This window comes from Rhizobium sp. TH2, from assembly GCF_024707525.1.
Classification (GTDB): Bacteria; Pseudomonadota; Alphaproteobacteria; order Rhizobiales; family Rhizobiaceae; genus Rhizobium_E.
In genome coordinates, this window is the sequence record NZ_CP062231.1 from 2818725 (window position 1) to 2838152 (window position 19428).

At 60.5% G+C, this 19428-nt stretch carries 17 protein-coding genes; 11 read left to right on the plus strand and 6 right to left on the minus strand.

Translation table 11 applies throughout. The features are described from left to right. Window positions 1–189: 189 nt before the first annotated feature. The 7 genes from IHQ71_RS14090 to IHQ71_RS14120 all read left to right on the plus strand — a co-directional run bounded on the left by IHQ71_RS14090 (window position 190) and on the right by IHQ71_RS14120 (window position 6948). The gene (locus tag IHQ71_RS14090) at window positions 190–801 is read left to right on the plus strand and encodes a DUF1638 domain-containing protein (RefSeq protein ID WP_258162584.1); all 612 of its coding nucleotides are present in this window, start codon (window positions 190–192) and stop codon (window positions 799–801) included. 155 nt (window positions 802–956) lie between these two features. After that, window positions 957–1625: an exopolysaccharide biosynthesis protein gene (locus tag IHQ71_RS14095; RefSeq protein ID WP_258162585.1), complete on the plus strand. Its 669-nt coding sequence runs from the start codon at window positions 957–959 to the stop codon at window positions 1623–1625. Window positions 1626–1758: 133 nt separating this feature from the next. Further along, window positions 1759–2061 carry a virulence factor gene (locus IHQ71_RS14100; RefSeq protein WP_258162586.1) on the plus strand — a complete coding sequence of 101 codons (303 nt, stop codon included), beginning with the start codon at window positions 1759–1761 and terminating at the stop codon, window positions 2059–2061. Then, window positions 2054–2629, plus strand: coding sequence for a methylenetetrahydrofolate reductase C-terminal domain-containing protein (locus tag IHQ71_RS14105; protein WP_258162587.1), 576 nt, complete (start codon window positions 2054–2056; stop codon window positions 2627–2629). The genes IHQ71_RS14100 and IHQ71_RS14105 overlap by 8 nt, the downstream gene beginning before the upstream one ends. Before the next feature lie 4 nt (window positions 2630–2633). Continuing rightward, a complete protein-coding gene (locus tag IHQ71_RS14110; protein ID WP_308737952.1) occupies window positions 2634–3689 on the plus strand; it encodes a methylenetetrahydrofolate reductase in 1056 nt (351 codons plus the stop codon). Window positions 3690–3765: 76 nt separating this feature from the next. Continuing rightward, window positions 3766–4728 (plus strand): methyltetrahydrofolate cobalamin methyltransferase, encoded by a 963-nt coding sequence (locus tag IHQ71_RS14115; protein ID WP_258162588.1) that lies wholly within the window; start codon window positions 3766–3768, stop codon window positions 4726–4728. Window positions 4729–4872: 144 nt separating this feature from the next. Next, entirely contained in the window at window positions 4873–6948 is a 2076-nt protein-coding gene (locus IHQ71_RS14120) for an ASKHA domain-containing protein (protein ID WP_258162589.1), read from the plus strand. A gap of 71 nt (window positions 6949–7019) precedes the next feature. On the opposite strand, the gene IHQ71_RS14125 is transcribed toward IHQ71_RS14120, so the two are convergent. Beyond that, window positions 7020–7931, minus strand: coding sequence for a LysR family transcriptional regulator (locus IHQ71_RS14125; protein WP_258162590.1), 912 nt, complete (start codon window positions 7929–7931; stop codon window positions 7020–7022). A 123-nt stretch (window positions 7932–8054) separates the two neighbouring features. Between IHQ71_RS14125 and IHQ71_RS14130 the strand changes: the two genes are divergently transcribed. The 3 genes from IHQ71_RS14130 to IHQ71_RS14140 all read left to right on the plus strand — a co-directional run bounded on the left by IHQ71_RS14130 (window position 8055) and on the right by IHQ71_RS14140 (window position 9811). Next, on the plus strand, window positions 8055–8237 hold the full coding sequence (locus IHQ71_RS14130) for a hypothetical protein (RefSeq protein ID WP_258162592.1): 183 nt from the start codon (window positions 8055–8057) through the stop codon (window positions 8235–8237). An 88-nt stretch (window positions 8238–8325) separates the two neighbouring features. Continuing rightward, a complete protein-coding gene (locus tag IHQ71_RS14135) occupies window positions 8326–8514 on the plus strand; it encodes a hypothetical protein (RefSeq protein WP_258162593.1) in 189 nt (62 codons plus the stop codon). Between the two features lie 253 nt (window positions 8515–8767). Further along, window positions 8768–9811, plus strand: coding sequence for a GlxA family transcriptional regulator (locus IHQ71_RS14140; RefSeq protein WP_258162594.1), 1044 nt, complete (start codon window positions 8768–8770; stop codon window positions 9809–9811). 24 nt (window positions 9812–9835) lie between these two features. On the opposite strand, the gene IHQ71_RS14145 is transcribed toward IHQ71_RS14140, so the two are convergent. The 4 genes from IHQ71_RS14145 to IHQ71_RS14160 form a co-directional block, all read right to left on the minus strand. Beyond that, window positions 9836–11167, minus strand: coding sequence for a diguanylate cyclase (locus IHQ71_RS14145; protein WP_258162595.1), 1332 nt, complete (start codon window positions 11165–11167; stop codon window positions 9836–9838). A 235-nt stretch (window positions 11168–11402) separates the two neighbouring features. After that, a complete protein-coding gene (locus IHQ71_RS14150) occupies window positions 11403–12233 on the minus strand; it encodes a response regulator (RefSeq protein WP_258162596.1) in 831 nt (276 codons plus the stop codon). 243 nt (window positions 12234–12476) lie between these two features. Continuing rightward, a complete protein-coding gene (locus IHQ71_RS14155; RefSeq protein ID WP_258162597.1) occupies window positions 12477–15038 on the minus strand; it encodes an FAD-dependent oxidoreductase in 2562 nt (853 codons plus the stop codon). Window positions 15039–15144: 106 nt separating this feature from the next. Further along, window positions 15145–15918 (minus strand): helix-turn-helix transcriptional regulator, encoded by a 774-nt coding sequence (locus IHQ71_RS14160; protein ID WP_258162599.1) that lies wholly within the window; start codon window positions 15916–15918, stop codon window positions 15145–15147. 84 nt (window positions 15919–16002) lie between these two features. Between IHQ71_RS14160 and IHQ71_RS14165 the strand changes: the two genes are divergently transcribed. Continuing rightward, the gene (locus tag IHQ71_RS14165; RefSeq protein ID WP_258162600.1) at window positions 16003–16767 is read left to right on the plus strand and encodes a class I SAM-dependent methyltransferase; all 765 of its coding nucleotides are present in this window, start codon (window positions 16003–16005) and stop codon (window positions 16765–16767) included. Here IHQ71_RS14165 and IHQ71_RS14170 read toward each other — a convergent pair. Beyond that, a complete protein-coding gene (locus IHQ71_RS14170) occupies window positions 16764–19394 on the minus strand; it encodes a mechanosensitive ion channel domain-containing protein (RefSeq protein ID WP_258162601.1) in 2631 nt (876 codons plus the stop codon). The genes IHQ71_RS14165 and IHQ71_RS14170 overlap by 4 nt on opposite strands. Window positions 19395–19428 lie beyond the last annotated feature (34 nt).

The window sequence follows — 19428 nt, forward strand, 5'->3', positions numbered from 1 at the left end:
CCCTTACGAACTTGCAGTGATTGCACCGGCCACTAAACGCATGAAAGGCAATTTGGTTCAGAACAACCGATTGAAAATAGACAGCAACGACGAAAATCCGTTCTTTTGACGCCAGCAAATGACGCGGGCGACATTTTCAATGGCTGTTGGCACGCCTATATTGGCAAAGCAAGCTTGGGAAAGACCACCATGTTGACGGATGTCCAGAGCCACGAAACGGTACGAGTGATCGCCTGCGGCGCGATCGCCCGAGAGATTATCGCCATCAAGAACGCCAACGGGCTCGATCATCTCGAACTCGAATGTCTGCCGGCGCTCTGGCATGTGCATCCGGAAAAGATCGCGCCGGCCATGCGGACGAAGATCGCCGAGGCACGCGCCGAGGGCATCAAGCACATCTATATCGGCTATGCCGAATGCGGCACCCAGGGCGAATTGGACAAGATCTGCGCCGAGGAAGGCATCGAGCGCATTGCCGGGCCGCACTGTTACGCCTTCTTCACCGGCACGGAGAAGTTCCTCGCCGAATGCGACAAGGAATTCACCGCCTTCTACCTCACGGACCTGATCACCCGGCAGTTCGAGGCTTTCGTGATCGAACCGCTGAAGCTCGACAAGCACCCTGAACTGCGCGACATGGTGTTCGGCAACTATACCAAGATCGTCTATCTCGCTCAGACCGAGGACGAGGATTTGCAGCGAAAGGCCAAATGGGCTGCCGATTATCTCAAGCTCGACTATGAATACCGCTTTACCGGCTATGGCGACCTGACGCCTGCCCTGCTCGGCGCCGCGGCTTGATTATCACGGCCCGCGTGACAATATGACGATGGCAATCGCCGCAAATAAAGACCATTCATGATCCGTTGTCGTATTGGCTTGATATACGTGACATAAATATATGCGCGATAAGCTGGATAGGACTGGAAGATGGGTGTGTTGTGTCGGAAGTAGAAATGGATCTCGGCCTGGGTCATAAGATTGCCGGTGAAAAGCCAGAGAAGCTTTCGGAATTGCTGCGCCACGTTTCCGCCAAGGCGGGCGACAAGATCAGTCTGGGCGAGATTGCCCATGCTATGGACGATCGGTCTTTCGGCGCCTTTCTCGTCGTCTTCTGTCTTCCCAATCTTGTGCCGCTGCCACCCGGCGCCACGTTCATCCTCGGCCTGCCGCTCATCTTCATCGCCTGCCAGATGGCGTTTTCGCGCCTCGACACGATCTGGCTACCCAGGCGCCTGCGCGAATACACGTTTGACAACAAGGCATTTTCCGCAGTTCTCGACAAGTTCATCCCTTGGATGAACAAGGCTGAACGCTTCATCAAGCCGCGTTTCTTCAGCGGCAACCGCATGGTTGAACGCGTGCTGGGAATCTTTGCGCTGGTGCTGGCGCTCATCGTCTTCCTCCCCATCCCGCTCGGCAATATGGGACCGTCGCTGGCGCTCGCGCTCATGGGCCTGGGACTGACTGAACGCGATGGGCTGATGATGGGGGCGGGTGTCGTCGTCGGCGGCATCTTCGGTATCATCGTGAGCTTCGTGGGCTACGAGATCATCACCAACATCCCCTTTTTCATCAGCCAGATTCCCCACTATTGGGACGGGTTTCGCAACTTCTTCATGTGAAAAGCAGCCGCAAAAGCCCTGCAATCCACAACGAGATTCCGGCTGTCGCAATAAGGCGATTGCGACGTCGTGACTAGCCGTGCAAACTCTACCTTTCCCGACCATTGTGCCGGAAAAGGGAGTACCGATTTTCATGGCAGACCGCATCATCGTCTATTGGCGCGATATTCCCGCGCAGGTCATCATCAAGAAGGGCCGCACCAACGCCAAGCGGGAGCTATCGCTGCGCTTCACCGAGGCGATCGACATGTGCGCGATGCGGACCGGTGCCGCCGAGACCGACGACTATCTCGCCGAATGGCGCAAGGCCGAACCGACCCCCGTCTCCGACGATCTTGAGGCCGAAGCCGACAAGGCCATGGCCGAACTCGAAGCCGCCTACGACCGCGACCGCCTGATCGCGCTGGTCAAGGCGGGAGGGCGGGACAATGGCTGACGCCAAGCCTGGCAATGCTAGTCCCGGCGCGAAGGCCAAGGCCGGCGCCTACACGCCATCAGGCGTATCGGCGATCGGCCGCCGCAAGCGCAGCTATTCGATCCGGCTGTGGTCCGTCCGCCATTCCAGGATGCTCGAATGGTTCTACGCCAAGTTTGCCGACATGTTCTTGGCTCTCCATCCGCTGTGGAACAAGATCGGCTACGGCCGGGTCGAGGCTCCGATCAAATTCGTCGAAAAGCGGGTCAAGGGCCTGATGTTTGACTGTCGCATGTGCGGCCAGTGCGTGCTGTCCTCGACGGGCATGAGCTGTCCGATGAACTGTCCCAAGCAGCTCCGCAATGGTCCGTGCGGAGGCGTTCGGGCAAACGGAAATTGTGAGGTCGAACCCGACATGCCGTGTGTGTGGGTCAAGGCCTGGGAAGGATCGCGCAACATGGTGCATGGCGACAAGATCATGGACGTGCAGAAGCCGGTCGATCAGTCGCTGCGCGAAACCTCGGCCTGGCTGCGTGTGACCGCGCTTGCCGCCGCCGACCGCGATGCCGTGATCAAGAAGGACGCCTGAGCCGATGGTTCATATCGACGAAAATCCGCTCGGCCCGCACCTGCCGCTCGACCCCCTGCCCGGCCATTCCTCCCTCGGCAGGCTGGAACGCGTTCTGCGCCGGGGTGAATTCGCCGTCACCGCCGAACTCAATCCGCCCGACAGTGCCAATCCGGAGGATGTCTATGAGCGAGCCGCGATCTTCGAGGGCTGGGTGGATGGCATCAACGCCGTGGATGCCTCGGGCGCCAACTGCCACATGTCGTCGGTCGGCATCTGCGCGCTGCTGACCCGCATGGGCCATGCGCCGATCATGCAGATCGCCTGCCGCGACAAGAACCGCATCGCCATCCAGGGCGACGTGCTTGGCGCGGCGGCGATGGGCGTCGCCAACATCATGTGCCTGACGGGCGATGGGGTACAGGCCGGCGACCAGCCGGGCGCCAAGCCGGTCTTCGACCTCGACAGCATGTCGCTGCTCGAGACCGTGCGGATCATGCGCGACAATTCGAAATTCCTCTCGGGCCGCAAGCTGACGACGCCGCCGAAGGTATTTCTGGGTGCCGCTGTCAACCCGTTCGCGCCCCCCTACGACTTCCGGGCACTCCAGTTGGGCAAGAAGATCGAGGCAGGAGCACAATTCGTGCAGAGCCAGTATTGCTTCGACATTCCTATGTTCAAGGATTTCATGAAGCGGGTTGTCGATCTCGGACTGCACGAAAAATGCTTCATCCTGGTCGGCGTCGGCCCGATGGCATCGGCGAAGACCGCCAAATGGATCCGGTCGAACGTGCCGGGCATCCACATTCCCGATTCCGTGATCGCGCGCCTCGAAGGCGCCCAGGACCAGAAGAAGGAAGGCAAGCAGCTCTGCATCGACATCATCAACGAGGTCAAGGAAATCGAGGGCGTTTCGGGCATCCATGTCATGGCCTACCGCCAGGAAGAATACGTCTCCGAGATCGTCCATGAATCCGGTGTCTTGAAGGGCCGCACGCCCTGGAAGCGGACGCCGCGCAGCGACATGCGCGAGATGCTGGAAGAAACCCCGGACACGCTCGTCGATCACTCGATGGATTGAGCGACCCCACCAAACTTGCCTTCAACAGAACAGCGACTTAAGAAGCCGCCATGTCCCGAGCCACCAAGGAAAACAAATGACCCGCACTATCGTCGCCTCCGCAACCCGGGAAATCATCATCGGCTTCGACCAGCCGTTTTGCGTGATCGGGGAGCGCATCAACCCGACCGGCCGCAAGAAGCTTGCCGCCGAAATGATCGAAGGCAATTTCGACACCGTGATCAGGGATGCGCTCGAACAGGTCGCCGCGGGCGCGACCATGCTCGACGTCAATGCCGGCGTCACCTCGGTCAATCCGAACGAGACCGAGCCGGGCCTGCTGGTCAAGACGCTTGAGATCGTGCAGGGACTGGTGGACGTACCGCTCGCGATCGACTCCTCGGTCTCCGCCGCCATCGAAGCCGCGCTCAAGGTTGCCAAGGGCCGCCCGCTGGTCAATTCGGTGACCGGCGAGGAGGAAAAGCTCGAAGCCATCCTGCCGCTCTGCGCCAAGTACAATGTTCCCGTCGTCGCGATCTCCAATGACGAAACCGGCATTTCGATGGACCCGGACGTCCGCTTCGCCGTCGCCAAGAAGATCGTCGAGCGCGCCATGGACTACGGCATCAAGCCGGAAGACGTCGTCGTCGATCCGCTCGTCATGCCGATTGGCGCGCTGGGCGATGCCGGCCGCCAGGTGTTCGCGCTGCTCCGCCGTCTGCGTGAGGAACTCAAGGTCAACACCACCTGCGGCCTCTCCAACATCTCCTTCGGCCTGCCGCACCGCCACGGCATCAACGGCGGCTTCATTCCGATGGTGATCGGCGCCGGCATGACCTCGGCAATCATGAACCCGTGCCGCCCGCAGGAGATGGAAGCCGTCCGCGCCGCCAACGTGCTCAACGGCACCGACCCGAACTGCACTCACTGGATCAAGACCTATCGCGACTACAAGCCGGCTGAAGGCGGCGCTGCACAGGCACCGACGCCTGCGGCTTCGTCAGCGGCTCCCGGCCGTCGCGGCGGCCGCGCGGCTCGTACGGGTGGCGCATCGGCGTAATTGCCGGGCGAAAAACTGGTTGAAATACGATATCACCCTGCAGAAAAGCTGCAGGGTGATATTTGCATGTCGGGATTTGGACATTGTCCCCGGCAATGAGGGTGCAGTCTGCTAGTGGACTGAATCCGGGAAAGAAGACTTGAAATGCGCACTGATGGCCCCGCCGAGAATGAGTTCAACATGACCGAAGGCACACACAAAGATCCCCTCGTCCTGTTCATGCCTTCGGGCAAGCGTGGCCGCTTCCCGGTTGGCACGCCGGTGCTCGAAGCCGCTCGCAAGCTCGGCGTCTATGTCGAAAGCGTCTGCGGCGGGCGGGCCACCTGTGGCCGCTGTCAGGTCGTGGTGCAGGAAGGCAATTTCGCCAAGCACAAGATCGTCTCGTCGAATGATCACATCACGGTGCGTGGGCCCAAGGAAGACCGCTACGACCGCGTGCGAGGCCTGCCCGAAGGCCGGCGTCTCTCCTGTTCCGCCGAAATCCTCGGCGATCTCGTCATCGACGTGCCGCAGGATACTGTCGTCAACGCCCAGGTCGTCCGCAAAGCCGCCACGGACCGGGTGATCGAGCGCAATGCCGCCGTGCAGCTTTGCTATGTCGAGATCGAAGAACCCGACATGCACAAGCCGCTGGGCGATCTCGACCGGCTCAAGCTCATGCTCGAAAAAGACTGGGGCTGGAAGGACCTGCTGATTGCGCCTCACCTTATACCTCAAGTGCAGGGCATCCTGCGAAAGGGCAACTGGGGGGTGACCGCCGCGATCCATCGCGACATGGATTCCTCCCGGCCGTTCATCATAGCGCTATACCCCGGGCTGCAGAACGAAGCCTATGGCATCGCCTGCGACATTGGCTCGACGACCATCGCCATGCATCTGGTCTCGCTGCTGTCCGGCCGTATCGTGGGATCGTCCGGCACGTCCAATCCGCAGATCCGCTTCGGCGAAGACCTGATGAGCCGTGTCTCCTACGTGATGATGAATCCTGATGGCCGCGAGGCGATGACCGTCGCTGTGCGCGAGGCGATCAACGGCCTGATCGGCAAGGTCTGCGAGGAAGGTGGCGTCGATCGCAACGACGTGCTCGACATGGTGTTCGTCGCCAACCCTATCATGCACCACCTGTTTCTCGGCATCGACCCGACCGAACTCGGCATGGCGCCGTTCGCGCTCGCCGTTTCCGGCGCGCTGCAATACTGGGCGCATGACATCGACATTCAGGTCAATCGCGGCGCACGCGTCTACCTGCTGCCCTGCATCGCCGGCCATGTCGGCGCCGATGCCGCGGGCGCCACGCTTTCCGAGGGGCCATACCGCCAGGACAAGATGATGCTGCTCGTCGATGTCGGCACCAATGCCGAAATCGTGCTGGGCAATCGCCAGCGTGTCGTCGCCGCCTCCTCGCCCACGGGGCCGGCGTTCGAGGGCGCCGAAATCTCATCGGGCCAGCGTGCCGCGCCCGGCGCGATCGAGCGTGTCCGCATCGATCCGCTAACGCTCGAGCCCAAATTCCGGGTGATCGGTGTCGACAAGTGGTCCGACGAGGATGGCTTCGAGGAAGCGGCTGCCTCGGTCGGCGTCACTGGCATCTGCGGCTCGGCGATTATCGAGGTCGTGGCTGAGATGTATCTCTCGGGCATCATCTCGGAAGACGGCGTGGTCGATGGCGGAATGGCGGCTAAAAGCCCGCGCATCATCCCCAATGGCCGCACCTTCTCATACCTTCTGCGCGGCGATGGCGAACAGCGCATCACGGTGACTCAGAACGATGTGCGCGCGATCCAGCTCGCCAAGGCGGCACTCTATGCCGGCATCAAGCTCTTGATGGAAAAACAGGGCGTCGAGAAGGTCGATATGATCCGCTTCGCCGGCGCCTTCGGTTCGTTCATCGATCCGAAATACGCCATGGTCCTGGGTTTGATCCCGGATTGCGACCTCGCCGAGGTCAAGGCGGTCGGCAATGCCGCCGGCACCGGCGCACTGATGGCGCTGCTCAATCGCGAACACCGCCGCGAGATCGAAATGCAGGTCTCGAAGATCGAGAAGATCGAGACCGCGCTGGAGCCGCATTTTCAGCAGCTCTTCATCGACGCCATGGCGATGCCCAACAAGGTGGACGCCTTCCCCGAGCTTGCCAAGGTCGTAACCCTGCCCGAGCGCAAGGTGATCACCGCGGGCGGCGAGGACGGCGGCGGGCGGAGACGGCGCCGGGAGCGTTAAGCCAAAGTTTGATAACGAAAAGCGCGCCCATCGGCGCGCTTTCGATTTTCTAGGTCTACGCAGCTGTTGAACTACGCCGCCACGGCCGCCGCCGGCTGCATATCGAGGTCGCCAAGCGCGCTACGGATATAGTCCGCCACCGCAAGCGCGGGCTGGGACGCGCCCTTGCGCACCGCCAGACCGATATCGTAGCTGCCGAGGTCCGGCAGGCCATCGCGCTCGCCGAGCACCACCATGTCGTCGCGCACCAGGAAGCGTGCCAGCGGCGCAATCGCGATATCGGCGCGGATCGCCGCGGTCTGGCCCATATGGCTGCCGCAGAAATAGGCGATGCGGAACTCGATCTCCGACTTGGTGAGCTCCTCCAGCGCCTTGGTGCGCCAGATGCAGCCGCTATCCCACACCGACACCGGCAGTGGAGTCTTGAGGTGTGCCTGACCGTGCTTCTTGCCGACCCAGACAAGCCGTTCCGTCATCACCCTTTCGGCGGGATCGGCGCGCACGGCATTGAGGAAATTGTAGAGCGTGAGATCAAGCCGCCCCTCCTCCACGCCGCGATGAAGATTGGCCGAGGACTCGATCGTCACATCGATGGCAAGCTGCGGCCATGTCTCGGAGAGATGCTTGAGAATGCCCGGCAGCATCAGCTCGCCGATATCGTCCGGCGCACCGAGCCTAACGATGCCGTTCATCTCCGGCACGACGAAGCGCGACACCGCCTCGTTGTTGAGCGCGATCATCCGCTTGGCATAGGAGAGCAGGATCTCGCCGTGATGGGTGAGCGTCACCGAGCGCGCGTCACGCCGGAAGAGCGGCACACGCAAAGTGTCCTCCAGCTTCTTGATCTGCATGGAAACCGCCGACGGCGTGCGGAACACCGCCTCGGCCGCCGTGGTAAAGTTACCCGTCTCCGAGATCGCGATGAACGTCTTCATAATGTCGAGTTCGAGCAGGGGCAGCGCCGCCGGAAGAGAATTCGCCATCACATCCTCCATCAATTTTTCTGAATGACAACATCAGATCATTTCGTTTGATTGAACATCAAATGGAGCGCAAGGTCAAGATGTTCTCAATCGAACACCGAAAAAATATGAAGGAGAAAACCAATGAAACTGCTCAAGATCATGCCGTCGACCGTCGCCGACTTTTTCGAAACCAGGGCGAGGCATGCCCGCAAGGCACGTCAGGACGCCCTTCTGCGCCGGGAGCTTTCGCGCCTTCCCCGCTATGTCGCCGACGATATCCGCGAAGCCATCGACCAGCAACGTTCCGTCAATTTTCTTGATTGATTGCATAAGACATATTCGTTTGTCTTATGTGACAGGGAGAGTATCTTTCACAACAGAGGCCAAGCCTCACCAACAAAGGAGACTTGAAATGCGTAGTACCACCTATGGGACCGGACAGTTTTCCGGCCACTCAAGCCACTTCACCGGATCCCGTTTCATCGCGGCGATCGTCGCAAAGTGGCAGGATTACCGGATGATGCGCGACCTCGAATCGATGCCCTATTCCGTCATGAAGGACATTGGTTTCCGGTCCGCGGAGCACAAGAATGCGAAGTGACAAAGCCATCGGCCGGTTCCGGAAATAGCCTTTAGGCGACACGTCCGGAGCCGGCATCCTATTTCAGATTGCATCCATTTTATCTTTAGCCATTTCATATCCAGTTCGCGACGCCATTCGCACCTTCCCTGACGCAGCTATTTTAACCGTCCCGCCAATGTGGCGCAAAAAATCCACTTCATGTCGCTATTGCGCAATTATTATGTGGCGCATATAGACCACTTTGTTCCGATGCGACATTGAGAGGAAGACCATGCGGCCAGAAAGCTTTCCCCTGCCCAAGAAACCGGCGATCAAGCGGACGATCGTTTTCTTTCTGGTCCCCAACTTCACCATGCTGCCCTTCTCGGCGGCGGTGGAAACCCTTCGCATCGCCAATCGCATGCTCGGCTACGAGGCCTATCAGTGGCGCCTCGCCTCGGTGGATGGCCAGCAAGTCTATTCCTCCTCCGGCATCGGCCTTGCGGCAAAGACCTCGCTGACTGAGGAGCGCAAGTTCCTTTCTGGCGAGATGCGGCCCAATATGGTTCTGGTCTGTTCGGGCATCTATGTCGAGGAATTCCGCAACAAGTCGGTCAACGCCTATCTGCGCGAAGTCTATAATCGCGGCATCGCGGTAGGCAGCCTCTGCACAGGCGCCCATGTGTTGGCCCAGGCCGGTCTGCTCAACGGCAAGCGCTGCGCGATCCATTGGGAGAACCTGCCCGGCTTCGCCGAAGCCTTCCCGCAGGCCGATGTACACGCCGATCTTTTCGAGATCGACGGCAACATCTATACCTGCGCCGGCGGCACGGCATCCCTCGACATGGTGCTGCATTTCATCCGCCAGGATTTCGGCGAGAACCTCGTCAACCGGGTCTGCGAGCAGCACCTCACCGACCGCGTGCGTTCGGCGTCCGATCGCCAGCGCCTGCCGCTCCGCGCCCGTCTCGGCGTCCAGAACTCCAAGGTGCTCTCGATCATCGAGATCATGGAGAACAACCTCGCCGAACCGTTGTCGCTGGTCGACATCGCCGACAAGGCCGGCCTTTCGCGCCGCCAGATCGAGCGCCTGTTCCGCCAGGAAATGGGCCGGTCTCCTGCCCGCTACTATCTCGAGATTCGCCTCGACCGAGCACGACACCTTCTGGTGCAGTCCTCGATGCCGGTGGTGGAGGTCGCGGTCGCCTGTGGCTTCGTCTCGGCCTCGCATTTCTCCAAGTGTTATCGCGAACTCTATGGCCGCTCGCCGCAGCAGGAACGCGCCGACCGCAAGCACCTGTCGACGATGCCGAGCATCAACGGCGCCGTGATGTAATTCGAACGAAGGTTTCGAAGGCTGTCAGGACGCGGCGATGCGCGCGACCTGATAATCGGAGAACACGCGGTTGCGGCCGGAATGCTTCGCCAGATAGAGATACTGGTCGGCGGCGTTCAGATAGTTGTCGAACGTCTCGGCATCCGAAATGCTGGCAAGGCCCATCGAAATGGTCACCGAAATGTCTTCGTCATCGACGACGACCTTGATAGCGGCAATCTCAATCCTGATGCGCTCGCAGAACTCGTAGGCTTGTTCGATATCGAGATTGGTGAACAGGATCGCGAATTCCTCGCCGCCGATACGAGCCGGCAAATGCTGCTTCTCACCCACAAGGGCAAGGATCTTGCGTGACACGGCCTTCAGCACCAGGTCGCCGATCTCATGGCCATGGGTGTCGTTGAGCCGCTTGAAATGGTCGATATCGAGCAGCGCCGCGCAGACCGGCGCCTGCTGACGCAGGCAGATATCCACCAGCTTCGGCCCGCGATCGAAAAAGTAGCGGCGATTGAGCAGGTCGGTCAGATAATCCCGCGATGCCATGCGCTGCAGCGATTGTATCCGCTTGTGGATCGTCAGAGTATGCACAAGCCGGCTTTCGACATCCGCAGGGCTTATCGGCAGGTGAACGAAATCGTCCCCACCCGCACCCAGGAAGCGTGCGACATCATCGCGACCCTTGTTCTGCGAGAAGCCAATGACACGAACGGCATCGTCTCCGAAACGCGTCTTGAGCAGTTCCAGAAAGCAATAGCCGTCCTTTTCGGCAAGATCGTTCCGCACGACGACCAGTTCGGTATTCTGCGACGCATCCAGGATAGAGAGTGCCTCGGTCGTAGAGGTGCAGACACTGACCGTGAAACTGCAGCTCGCAAGCGCCGCCACCATCGCGGAATCGTTCTCGCCCTGGGGATCGACAAGTAGCAGCTGCGGCCGGCTCAGTGACAGCACACGGTCGACCGAAGAGCCAAGACTTTCAAGCGAGGACGGCGAGTTCTTGTAGACGATGTCCACGACGCCCTTGCTCATGATCTCTTCGCGCCGGCGCTCGCTAGTAAAGCCGGAGAATACGATCGAGGGTATGGCGCGCGCCTGCACTAGGTCCAGGGCCTCGCCATTGGCGGCATCGGCCAGACAAAGATCGAGGATGGCAAGACTGAAACCGCGCGTATCCGAATCGAGTTCGTGCCGAAGGGCGGCAAACGTGGCGCAGTGAATGACGATCAATCCAAAATTGCCTTCGAGCAGGCTTCTTACAGCAAAGGAGTAGAGCCGGGTGTCCTCAACGAGAAGCACGCGTTGGCCTTCGAATTTCTTCGGCCGTGTCGCCCTGCTTACAGTGTTGCGAAACCCCACGTCAGGCCGTCCCCTTGCACTCGTCCCCGTAACCGGCCTCATCGCGACATCCGGATAGACCGCCTTCAGCGTGACGCCCAGCAGCTTGATTTCAGACCCGCACGTTATTCCCGGCGTGCTTTCAAAACGGTTAACCCTGCCCGGATTTGATACCGTTTTCAAAATTTGAACGCGTTAGAACTAACAATATTCAAATAGAAAGAACGAATTTACTGGGAACCCGGTAAATCCCGCTTCACGCCTTCTTCTGACGGGAGATCAGATACTTCATCTGCGAAAGCGTATCGAGGTTCTGGTTGACCCGACAGTAGAACTCTTCATCGATGAAGGGGCGCATCATGAAGTCGTTGCCGCCGGCTTTGAGGAACCGTGCAGAAAGCAGGCGGTCGGTGGAAGAAGAAACACCGACGATCCTGAGTTGATGCGAGCCGATATGCGCGCGGACCCGGCGCGTGAGTTCGAACCCGTCGATATCGGGCATGTTGTAATCGGTGATCATCAGCGTGATGTCGCGATTGGCCTTGAGAATATCGAGTGCCTTCTGGCCGTTCTCTGCGACGCTAACCTTGAAATTGTAGCGCTTCAACCGTGTGGTCAGCAGCGCCCGCGCGGTCTGGCTGTCATCGACGATCAAGACATGGTGATGATGGTTGGTCAGGAACCGGCAGACGGCCTCGGCAAGCATATCGACCGCAAAGACGCTGTCCTTGATGATGTAATCGACGATCTGGTTGGAAAGCAGCTTATCGCGGGTCGTGTCCTGCAGCGTGCCGGTGAACACGATGGTCGGGATCGAGACATCGACGAGATAGTCGAGCGCCTCGCCCTGCTCCGCCCCGGGGAGATTCATGTTGGAGATTGCAAGGCGGATGGGCTGGTCCGATTTCTCATTGGCGACCTGCATCTCCTCGAAGGTGCGGCAGATTTCGACGTCGATCTGCAAAAGCTCCTTGAACCGCTGGCTGATCATCGAGGTGAAGACGTTGGAATCCTCGGCGACGAGGATCCGGTTGCCTTTCAGCGACTGACCGGAATAGTGCATTCCGGAAACACCCAAGAAATCCATGTCCACCCTTCTTAGAAATCGATTGTTACGGGCAGCAATAGCAGCCGAGCTTTTTCGGAAGAGTTAAGATTCCACCATCGGAAATCGCACGATTGTAAAGAGTCCGGCTTCCCCAGCGATTTTCGAGGCTGCGCATTCGGCAAATGGCGCGCGAAGACGGTACGACAACGAAAATGCCGCCGGATGGATCATCCGGCGGCACAATTCAGATGCCAATGCCTGATCAGACGGACGCTGTCCGAATCATGTCCTGGGCTTGAGATTCTGCGGATCGTAGAGCGGCTTGTAGCCGACGCCCGCGACCTCGACCGGATAGATCTCGTCGAAATACGAGACTTCGAGCTTGCGGCCTTCCTGGCAGTAGGACCAGGGGAGATAGGCAAGCGCGATGTTCTTGCCGATCGTCGGGCCATAGGCGACCGAGGTCGTGTAGGAACGGCGGCCGAGCTCGTCGATCAGCACTTCCTTGGTGTCCGGGTCCATCACCGGCATCGTGCCGACAGGGTAGCGCTTGACGCCCTTGGAGTCAGTGTTCTCGCTCATGACGAGCGTGCAGAGCATCGCAGGCTGATGTTCACGTGCCTTGTATTCGAGGTGCTTGGCCTTGCCGCGGAAGTCGGACTCCTTGACCTTCGGGCGCGCAAGATCGGCCTCGATGAGGTTGTACTGGGTGAGCAGATCGGCGTTCTGGAGACGCAGGCTCTTTTCCATGCGGCGCGAGTTCGCATAGGTCTCGACGCCGAAGGCCATGACGCCTGTCGAACGTAGCGCATCCCAGACGGCGAGGCCGTCCTCGTATTTCATATGCAGTTCCCAGCCCTGCTCGCCGACATAGGAGATGCGGAAGGCGGTGACATTCTTTCCGCCGATCTCGATTTGCTTGATCTGTGCGAAGGCGAAGTTCTCCTGGTCGAGCCCAGCCGGATCCTTGACGACCTTCTTCAGCGTGTCACGGGCGTTGGGACCCCAGATGCCGATGGTGATGAACTTCTCGGTCACGTCGGTGATGGTGACGTCGAGGCCGCGATCCTCGGCAACGCGCTTCATGTAATGGAAGTCGCGCGGGCCGGCGTCGGCGCCGTTGATCAGGCGGCAGCGGTCGGCCATGCGGATGACAGTGAAGTCGGCGCGCACCATGCCCTCGTCGTCGAGGAAGTGGGTGTAGATACCCTTACCGATATTACCGTCGCCGCCGATCTTTGCGGCGCAGAGCCACTCCAGCAGTTCGACATGATCGGGGCCTTCGATATCGACCATATGGAAATGCGAGAGATTGACGATGCCGCAATCCTCGGTCATCGCCAGATGTTCGGCATTGGAAACGCGCCAGAAATGGCGGTTGTCCCACTCATTCTCGCGCACTGGAATGCGGTTGCCATATTTCTCCAGCAGGTGCTCGTTGGCGGCATAGCCATGGGCGCGTTCCCAGCCGCCGAGTTCCATGAAATAGCCGCCGAGTTCCTTCTCACGCTCATGGAAGGGCGAGCGCTTGACGCCACGACCGGTGCCATAGGGTTCGCGGGTGTGGACAGCCGGGAAATAGACCTTCTGGGCGGCTTCGAAGCAGCGGCCTTCGATGAACTTCTCTTCCAACTGGTGCGGGTAAAAGCGTGCGTAATCGATCGAGTTGTGGTCGATCTCGGTGCGGCCGTCGGTCATCCAGTCGGCGATCAGCTTGCCATAGCCCGGGCCGTCCTTGACCCAGATTGCGCAGCAATACCACAGGCCGCGCACCTTCTGGCTCTCGCCACAGGATGGGCCGCCGGCGGCGGAAACCTGCAGCAGGCCGTTGAAGGAATGACCTTCGTTATAACCGATCTCACCGAGGATCGGCGTCAGCTCGATCGCCTTTTCAAGTGGCTCGAGGATCTGTTCCATCTCGAGGTCGCGCTGCGATGGCGACAGCCGGGCCTGGTTCTTTTCCAGGATGTCGCGCGGATGGCAGAGGCGCGGATTGGTCTGCTCGTAATAGCCCCATTCGATCTGGCCGCCCTCGGTCGTCTTTGGGTCGCCGGTGTCGCGCATATAGGCGGAATTGCCCTGGTCGCGGAGCAGCGGGAAGCCGATTTCCTTTCCGGTGCCCTCGAACTCATTGTAGGGGCCGAAGAAGGTCAGCGGATGGTCGACCGGCATGATCGGCAGGTCCTCGCCGACCATTTCGGCGATCAGGCGACCCCAGATGCCGGCGCAGACGATGACGTGATCGGCCATGATGGTGCCGCGATGGGTGACGACGCCCTTGATATGGCCGTTCTCGACGATCAGCGACTGGGCCGGGGTGTTGGAATAGGACTGGAGCTTGCCGGACTTCTCCGCCGCGTCGACCAGCTTGCCGGCGACGGTCTGCGAGCGCGGAATGACGAGGCCGGCATCGGGGTCGAACATGCCGCCCATCACCTTGTCTTCCTCGATCAGCGGGAACATCGCCTTGATCTCGGCCGGGCCTACATAATGGGCGCGGGTGCCGAAGGCCTTGGCGGAGGAGAGCTTGCGCTTGATCTCTTCCATCCAGGTGTCGTCGCCGGCGCGTGCGACCTCCAGGCCGCCGATGCGGGCGTAGTGGCCCATCTTCTCGTAGAAATCGATCGAATACTGGGTGGTCCAGACCGAGAGATAATCGTGGCTGGTCGTATAGCAGAAGTCGGAGGCATGCGCCGTCGAACCAATGTCGGTCGGAATCCCTGACTTGTCGATGCCGACGATATCGTCCCAACCGCGTTCGATCAGATGATGGGCGATCGAGGCGCCGACAATGCCGCCCAAACCGATGATGACGACCTTAGCCTTTTGCGGAAACTCTGCCATTGATGCGACCCCGATTGAAATTTGCGCGGATATTAGGGCGTGCGGGAATGTCGTTGCAGCCTGTCTGCGACATTCTTCAAATACTGCACGACCCGGCCCAAATGTTCTAGCCAGCCGGGATCAGAATGACCAGTTTGTGGTCGGGGCGATCGGATGGGCGAAAGGTATGCTGCTCGTAAGAGAGCCGACCGCGCGCGGGATGCGAAAAGACACGCACACCCCCTTCCCGGTCGAGCACCGTCTGCTCGCTCCAGGCCTTGGCGAAGAACGGGCTCTGCTGGCGAAGCGTCGTGAGAAGCGCATTCATTTCCGGGTCGTGCAGGCTGTGGCTGTAATCGGCGCGAAACTCGGCGAGCACCCGCCGCGCCCGGTCTTCCCAATCCGGGATCAGCGCCCGTGATGCCGGGTCGAGAAAGATGTAGCGCAACAGGTTGCGCTGGTGGCCATCGCCAAGCCAGCCGATGAACAGCTCTTCCGCCGCCTCGTTCCAGGCGCAGGCATTCCAGAAGCGGTCCAGTCTATAGGCCGGATGATCGATTGCCGCGACCGTGGCTCGCAGGGATGACGGCGCATCCTCGGCATCCGTATGCGCTGCCGCATCCGGATCGCGGCGGCCAGCGAGATCGAACATATAAGCGCGCTCGGCACGGGTGAGTTGCAGGGCCTTTGCCAGCCGGCCCAGCGCATGCGGCGACGCCTGCACATCGCGCGCCTGCTCGATCCAGGCGCACCATGTGGCGCTGATTCCCGCGCGCGCCGCAAGCTCCTCCCGCCTGAGGCCAGGCGTCCGCCGCCGCCCGGCCGGCTGGTCCGGGATCAGCCGTTCGCGACGGGCGCGGACGAACTCCCCCAGCAATCTCTTTTGATCGTCTTCGAACATGGAAGGGTTTATAACAGGATAACCTCTCCTCTTGTAACAGAATAATTCCGTGACATGCTCCGCGCAAATCGAAGGAGAAAAACGATGCAAACCGTCCATGACAGGAACGTCACCAACAAGTTCGGTCCTCGCGCCAACGCCTATGTCGAAAGCGCCGTGCATTCGCAGGGAGAAGATCTCGAGCGGCTGGGCAAGATCACCGAAGGCGTGGCACCTGACCATGCGCTCGATCTCGGCTGCGGTGGCGGCCATGTCGCCTATGCGATGGCGCCGCATGCGAAGAAGGTGACCGCCTCGGATTTGTCGGACGAGATGCTCGCCGCCGTCGCGGCGACCGCGAAGTCGAAGGGCCTCGGCAACATCGAAACCATCCAGACCTCAGCCGAAAAGCTTCCCTTCGCCGACGCAACGTTCGACATGCTGGGCTGTCGCTATTCCGCGCACCACTGGCAGGATGTCGATGCCGGTTTCCGCGAGGCCCGCCGCGTGCTCATGCCCGGTGCGACGGCCGTCTTCATCGATTGTTACGCGCCCGCCAAACCCCTGCTCGACACCCATCTGCAATCGATCGAACTGCTACGCGACACATCGCATGTGCGGGACTATTCGATCTCGGAATGGACCGACAAGCTGGGCCGCGCCGGATTTGGCGTGAACGCCCTGCGGACGTGGCGGCTGCGGATGGACTTTCCGGTCTGGATCGCCCGCATGGCCACGCCCCAATTGCTGGCCGACGCGATACGCGCCCTGCAGAATTCGGCACCCGCCGAAATCCGCGAGCATTTCGCGATCGAGCCGGACGGCTCTTTCATGCTCGACATGGTGATGCTGGAGACGATGGCGGCCTAACGATTGTCGTCAGCGTCACCATCGTGATCGTCATCATCCTTGGTGTCATCCCGCTCGGCATGGTGCATGCCGTCGAAGGGGCTGCCATCATTGTCGTCCGCAAGCTCGACGTCGCGCTTGCGGGCGCCCTGCATCCGGCGGCGGCTTTCCGCCTGGGCCATGACGCGCCTTGCGATTTCGGGCGGCAGGCCCTCCTCCGCCAATGCGTTCGCGAGGTCCTTCTCAAGGGCGGCGCCCTCGCCATCGACCCGAATATTGATATTGCGCTCGGGCTTCGGAATGACGATTCCCTCCTGGCGGAAGCGTTCGATAATCGCGACCCGGATGTCGTTTCTCACCGGTCCGCCCTGGAACAGGTCCGACAGGTAGAACCGGAGTTCGAAGTTCAGGGCAAACTCGCCAAAACTCTGGAAACCGACATTCGGCTCCGGCATGGTCAGCACCAGCGGGTGGCTGCGGGCGATCTCCAGCAGCAGTTCCATCACCTGCTTCGGATCGCTGTCATAGGATACCGAGATCGGGATTTCACTGCGCGCCAGCGTATTATGCAGCATCCAGTTGCCGACGGCGGCGTTGATCAGCTGCGAATTCGGCACGATGATCGACTGGTTCTGGAACGTCTCGACCTCGGTGGCGCGCACCGAGATCCGGCGGACGAAACCTTCGACAGGGCCGTTGACGATCCAGTCGCCGACCTTGAACGGGCGCTCAGCGAGCAGGATGAGGCCGGACACGAAATTCTGGACGATCGTCTGGAGGCCGAAGCCGATGCCGAGAGACAGCGCGCCCGCGACCAATGCGAAGCTCGATAGATCGACGCCGGCGGCCGAGACGCCGATCACCGCGGCGATCACGATGCCGGCGTAACCCAGTGCCGTATTGACCGAGTTGCGCACGCCCGCATCGATCTGCGACCGGGCCATCACATTGCCGTCGAGCCAGCGCTGGAACCAGCGTGTGGCGAAAAATCCGCCGGTGAACAACAGGAGGCCGGCGAGGATTCCGAGCAGCGAGATATTGATGTTGCCGATATGGATCTCGGTGAAGAGTTTGACGAAGATCGTGGAAATATCCGCGCCGCGGAAGCCCCAGGTCAGCATGATGCTGGGAATGCCGAGCAAGAGCACGAGCGCGTAGATGGCCAGTCCCGCCAGCAGGCCGATCTGGTCCAGCCTGATCTCATTGAGCTGGTAGGAAGCGCCGAGTTTGCGTCCAGGCGCAGACTTTGCGAGTGCGTCATGCCGCGAAATCGCCTGCCCCGACAGGAAGCCGATATACATGGTGACGATGATCGCGCCGGTCACGACGAACTGCGACGAGGCAAAATGGGCAAGACCGATATAGCCGGACATGGCGGTGGCGATGATGCCGACGCCTGCTAGCAATACCAGCGTGCGCATGATCTTGAACCAGATAGGTGATGCCACCTCCGCCTGTTCAAGAGGCCGGAGGAACGAGAGCAAGATCAGCGCGATGCCGGTTACGACCGATGTGACCAGGCCTTCGACGACCGTCAGCACCACGGGTGCATCCAGCGTCACATTGGCCTCGGCCAGCACATAGGAAAGACCGTTGATGGCGGCGAGAACGACGGCAAAGGTAACGAGCCATCCGGCTCCGCGATCCGAAACGCTGATCAGCCGCCACTGCGGCTTGTTCGGCGATACGATGCCGCGCGCCAGCTTCCAGACGAAATAGACGCCCACCAGCGCCCACAGCGTCGCGCGGAGGACGTCGAAAAGTTCCTGGCGCAGGAGATTGAAAGTATAGAGGAAGCCGAGCGCGCAGACAGTCACGAACGCGGCGGCCAGCGCCGGTATGGTCGCCGACCAGAAGGTGACCGAGAGCCTGTGGATATAATCGGGAGACTTCTCCGAGGGGTCCCGGACGATCAAGGTGCGGAAGAGCCTGCGGACCAGGAAAGCCAGGATCAACGCGATGAGCACCGTGAGACCGAATGCAAGAAAGAGTCCCTGATGCTTGAACTTCCACATGAAATCCAGTGAACTGGACGTGATGTCGTAGAACTCCGCCCATTCGTGCTGCGCCGACCTGGCAGCATCGTCGAATAACTGGCTGCTGATTTCGGTGTAGCGAAACAGCGTCGCCGTAAAGAGCGACCTGCGCAGGTCGGTGATATGATCCGAGAGATCATCCGCCTGGCCTCGAATCACCCCGCCATCGGCGACGATCGTGTTCATCTGGGCTTTTTCGCCCTGCAGGCGCTTGCGGTCGCTGGCGAGCGATTCTCCCTCCGGCGGCTGTCCTTCGGCGGGCGGCGCGCCCAGTTCCTCGATCCGCTTGACCACCAGGTTATAGCGGCTTTCAAGCTCCGTCATGGCCGTTGAAATCGAGGCGCCGACGCTATCGGTCTCTACCTTCAAATGAGCAAGGTCGGCGTCGGCATTGGCGGCTTCGTCCACCCTCTTGCGCAGGTCTTCGAGCGCCAGCGCCGCTTCTTCCAGCTCGGCCCGCACCTTTTTCTGCAGCGCCTCGACGGCCGCAACGACGGCATTGCTCTTCTGCAGGGATTGCATCGCGCCATCGGTCGGTTGCGCGAGGAGCCCGGAGGCCGGGATTGCCAGAAGCAAGGCGGCCAGCAGGCAACGGATGAAGAGGATCTGCAATATGTTCTCCCGGGATGTCGATAGCCTGCGCTTT

Coding starts and splice junctions, on each gene's coding strand:
- IHQ71_RS14090 (WP_258162584.1), top strand. CDS start 190: ATGTTGACGGATGTCCAGAGCCACGAAACGGTACGAGTGATCGCCTGC.
- IHQ71_RS14095 (WP_258162585.1), top strand. CDS start 957: ATGGATCTCGGCCTGGGTCATAAGATTGCCGGTGAAAAGCCAGAGAAG.
- IHQ71_RS14100 (WP_258162586.1), top strand. CDS start 1,759: ATGGCAGACCGCATCATCGTCTATTGGCGCGATATTCCCGCGCAGGTC.
- IHQ71_RS14105 (WP_258162587.1), top strand. CDS start 2,054: ATGGCTGACGCCAAGCCTGGCAATGCTAGTCCCGGCGCGAAGGCCAAG.
- IHQ71_RS14110 (WP_308737952.1), top strand. CDS start 2,634: ATGGTTCATATCGACGAAAATCCGCTCGGCCCGCACCTGCCGCTCGAC.
- IHQ71_RS14115 (WP_258162588.1), top strand. CDS start 3,766: ATGACCCGCACTATCGTCGCCTCCGCAACCCGGGAAATCATCATCGGC.
- IHQ71_RS14120 (WP_258162589.1), top strand. CDS start 4,873: ATGCGCACTGATGGCCCCGCCGAGAATGAGTTCAACATGACCGAAGGC.
- IHQ71_RS14125 (WP_258162590.1), bottom strand. CDS start 7,931: ATGGCGAATTCTCTTCCGGCGGCGCTGCCCCTGCTCGAACTCGACATT.
- IHQ71_RS14130 (WP_258162592.1), top strand. CDS start 8,055: ATGAAACTGCTCAAGATCATGCCGTCGACCGTCGCCGACTTTTTCGAA.
- IHQ71_RS14135 (WP_258162593.1), top strand. CDS start 8,326: ATGCGTAGTACCACCTATGGGACCGGACAGTTTTCCGGCCACTCAAGC.
- IHQ71_RS14140 (WP_258162594.1), top strand. CDS start 8,768: ATGCGGCCAGAAAGCTTTCCCCTGCCCAAGAAACCGGCGATCAAGCGG.
- IHQ71_RS14150 (WP_258162596.1), bottom strand. CDS start 12,233: ATGGATTTCTTGGGTGTTTCCGGAATGCACTATTCCGGTCAGTCGCTG.
- IHQ71_RS14155 (WP_258162597.1), bottom strand. CDS start 15,038: ATGGCAGAGTTTCCGCAAAAGGCTAAGGTCGTCATCATCGGTTTGGGC.
- IHQ71_RS14160 (WP_258162599.1), bottom strand. CDS start 15,918: ATGTTCGAAGACGATCAAAAGAGATTGCTGGGGGAGTTCGTCCGCGCC.
- IHQ71_RS14165 (WP_258162600.1), top strand. CDS start 16,003: ATGCAAACCGTCCATGACAGGAACGTCACCAACAAGTTCGGTCCTCGC.